3 protein-coding genes are annotated in these 3,496 nt (G+C 69.5%); all 3 read left to right on the top strand.

What is annotated here, in order from left to right; translation table 11 throughout:
- The first annotated feature begins 226 nt into the window (after nucleotides 1–226).
- The 3 genes from FNQ90_RS16575 to FNQ90_RS16565 all read left to right on the top strand — a co-directional run bounded on the left by FNQ90_RS16575 (nucleotide 227) and on the right by FNQ90_RS16565 (nucleotide 3,059).
- Nucleotides 227–808: a TerD family protein gene (locus tag FNQ90_RS16575; protein WP_182607095.1), complete on the top strand. Its 582-nt coding sequence runs from the start codon at nucleotides 227–229 to the stop codon at nucleotides 806–808.
- Between the two features lie 180 nt (nucleotides 809–988).
- On the top strand, nucleotides 989–2,146 hold the full coding sequence (locus FNQ90_RS16570; RefSeq protein ID WP_143621940.1) for a DUF475 domain-containing protein: 1,158 nt from the start codon (nucleotides 989–991) through the stop codon (nucleotides 2,144–2,146).
- Nucleotides 2,147–2,306: 160 nt separating this feature from the next.
- Entirely contained in the window at nucleotides 2,307–3,059 is a 753-nt protein-coding gene (locus FNQ90_RS16565) for a Tellurium resistance (RefSeq protein ID WP_182607094.1), read from the top strand.
- Nucleotides 3,060–3,496: the final 437 nt, after the last annotated feature.

The raw sequence follows: 3,496 nt of genomic DNA, 5'->3' as shown, positions 1-3,496 counted from the left end.
CCCCCCGCCCCTCCCGGCGGGGGGCGGGCGCCGCTTCGGGGTGTCCCACGGTCCCGGGCGCCCGTGCCCTCGCGGTCCCGGAACCGTCCGACGCCCTCCCCGCGCCGATCGGTGGGTTCGCGGCTCGCGGTCCCCGATGGGAACACCACCGCCCGCCGTTTCCGTTGAAAGGGCGGGATGGCATATTGGGGCCGTCCGATGCTCGTGAAACGTCTGGAGGAGTACCGTGGCAGTCAGCCTCAGCAAGGGCGGCAACGTCTCGTTGACGAAGGAGGCGCCGAATCTGACCGCGGTCACGGTGGGGCTGGGCTGGGAAGCCCGAACCACCACCGGGGCGGATTTCGACCTGGACGCCAGCGCCCTCCTGGTCGACGCGGCCGGCAAGGTCCTCAGTGATCAGCACTTCATCTTCTTCAACAACCTCAAGAGCCCCGACGGCACCGTGGAGCACCTCGGGGACGAACTGGTCGGCGGCTCAGGCGGGGGCGGCGACGAGGAGGAGATCAACGTCGAGCTGGCGGGCATGTCCCCCCAGGTCGACAAGGTGGTCTTCCCGGTGTCGATCTACGACGCCGAGAACCGGCACCAGAACTTCGGTCAGGTGCGCAACGCCTACATTCGGATCATCAACCGCGCCGACGGCGTGGAGCTGGCCCGGTACGACCTCTCGGAGGACGCCTCCTCCGAGACCGCCATGGTCTTCGGCGAGCTGTACCGGCACGGTGGGGAGTGGAAGTTCCGCGCCATCGGCCAGGGCTACGCCTCCGGTCTGCGCGGCATCGCCCTGGATTACGGCGTCAACGTCTGATCGCCCGGGCCGGGAGCCCACCCCCGTCGGGGGTCCGACGCCGCCGTCCCCCCACACCAACCGACACGGTCCACCGGACCACGACACGCGCCCGCTCCGGAAACGGGGCCGGGCGCGCTGCCGGTCGCGGCGGGCGCGGCCGATCCGCGTCCGCTTCCTCGCAGGAGAACGGGAAAACAAGTGATTCTGAGAACCTTCGGCTGGTCTTTCGCCGTGACCGGCCTGGGCTTGGCGGCTGCCTATTACTTCTGGGGCTGGACCGGCTTCGCCATCGTCGCCATCCTGTCGATCCTGGAGATCTCCCTCTCCTTCGACAACGCCGTCGTCAACGCCGGAATCCTGAAGAAGATGAACGCCTTCTGGCAGCGCATCTTCCTCACGATCGGCATCCTCATCGCCGTGTTCGGCATGCGGCTGGTGTTCCCGGTGGCCATCGTCGCCGTCACCGCCGGAGTGGGGCCGGTGGAGGCGGTTCGGCTCGCGCTCAACGAGCCGGACACCTATCAGGAGATGGTCACCGACGCCCACCCGTCCATCGCGGCGTTCGGCGGCATGTTCCTCCTGATGATCTTCCTCAACTTCATCTTCACCGAGCGTCACGTCACCTGGCTGGGCTGGCTGGAGCGTCCGCTCGCCAGGCTCGGCAAGATCGACTCCTTCTCCGTCGGCGTCGCCCTGGCGGCCCTGCTGGTCAGCGCCACCGTCTTCGCCGGCCAGGCGTACCAGCACGGCGGCACGTACGCGGACAAGACCTCCACGGTGCTCATCGCCGGTCTCGCCGGAGTTCTGACCCATCTTCTGGTCGGCGGTCTGTCGGGATACTTCGAGAACCGCCTCGAGGAGGACGACGAGCGGGCCGCCGAGGCCGAGGAGGCCGCGCGCCGCGCCGGTCGGGAACCGAGCACGATGGGGCTGGCCGGCAAGGCCGCCTTCTTCCTCTTCCTCTACCTCGAGGTCCTGGACGCCTCCTTCTCCTTCGACGGCGTGATCGGCGCCTTCGCCATCACCAACCACATCTTCTGGATGGCGCTGGGACTGGGCATCGGCGCGATGTACGTCCGTTCCCTGACCATCTACCTGGTGCGCGAGGGAACCCTGGACGAGTACCGCTACCTGGAGCACGGTGCCCACTACGCGATCGGCGCGCTGGCCCTCATGCTGCTGGTCTCCATCCGCTACCACATCCCGGAGGTCATCACCGGAACCCTCGGTGTGGGCCTGATCGCCGCGGCCTTCTGGTCCTCGGTGCGCCACAACCGCGTCGACCGCGCGGCCGCGGCCGCCGGCGGGGGCGGTTCCGGGGGCGAGGATCGGCCGGCCGTCGCCGAGCGGGTGTGAGCACCCGGCGATTGCGGAAACCTCTGAACGGGACGGGCGGCCCGGCGCATCCGCGCACGGCCGACCCGTCCCGTCGGCGCGGGCGCGGACGCGTCCGGCGGCGGCCCCCGATCCGGGGGCGTCGCGGACCGATGGACACGGGTGAGGAGCGCGGCACGCGATGGTCTCGATCTGGGAGAACTGGCGACGCAGCCGCCAGCCGGTGGCGAAGTTCGACACCATCGGCGGGGCCTCCAGCTACGCCATCGAGTTGACCAAGCGCACACCGCAGGTCTCCCTCACCGGACAGGACGCCACCCACGGCACGCTGCGCATCGGCCTGTCGTGGCGGATGCGCTCGGCCGACGTGATGAGCACCGTGGGGCACAAGCGGCTCAACGCGCTGCGCCACCCGCTGGAGCTCTTCAAGCCCGGCGAGGTCGTCGGCCACACCATGGGCCTGGTCAACGTGGACTTCGACCTGGCCTGCCTCTACGAGTTGGAGGACGGCACCAAGGGAGTGGTGCAGCCACTGGGCAATCTCATAGGGGATTTCGGCGGGCCGCCCTACCTCAAGCTCAGCGGTGACGACCGGTTCGGCAGCGCCTCCGGCGAGACCATCTACGCCAACATGGACCACGCCGACAAGTTCCGTCGGCTGTTGATCTTCGTCTACATCTACGACGGCACGCCCGCCTTCGCCCGGGCGGACGTTCTGGTGACCCTGATCACCGCCGACGGCACCCACATCGAGATCGGTCTCACCGACCCCAACCCCTCCGCGCGGGCCTGCGCGGTGGCGCTCATCGAGCGGGAGAAGGGTGAGTTGGTGGCCCGACGCGAGGTCAAGTACGTCTACGGTTTCCAGTCGGAGATCGACCGTCTCTACGGCTGGGGGCTGGCCTGGGGACGGGCCACGAAGTCCTCCGGTTGAGGACGGGCGCCCGCCCGCTGATCCGTGCGGAAGACGCCCTCGCCCCTCCGCGGGACGGCGGGCCGCCCCGAGCCGGTCCCCCGCGCGGTGGTCCCGCCTTTTCGCGCCGCCCTTCCGCGCCGGCACGGGCCGTCACGTTCCGTTCGGGGCGTGACGGCGATCGGTGCGGGCGGCACCCGCCGGTCATGCGCGCGTGGCCCGCCGTGTGCCCGATCGCCGCCTGTCGCAGCATGGCCGAAACACATCGGATCGTACGATGAGCCACCGGCGTGGCCGGCGAACAGGAGCACGAGGGAAGCGAGAACGAGCATGCGCCACTACGGCTGGCTCACCGACGAGGAACGCCGCACACTGTTCCATCGGGAGCCCGTCGAGTTCGATCTCGACAGCGAGGTGACCACCCTCGGAACGGCGCTCGGCGCCACCCTGTACATGCC

The organism is Streptomyces alkaliphilus, from assembly GCF_014141535.1.
GTDB lineage: Bacteria > Actinomycetota > Actinomycetes > Streptomycetales > Streptomycetaceae > Streptomyces > Streptomyces alkaliphilus.
This window is presented reverse-complemented; position numbering and strand designations above follow the sequence as displayed.

Bases quoted from the DNA above. Each gene is read 5' to 3' on its own strand.
- FNQ90_RS16565 (WP_182607094.1), top strand. From the start codon at position 2,307: ATGGTCTCGATCTGGGAGAACTGGCGACGCAGCCGCCAGCCGGTGGCG.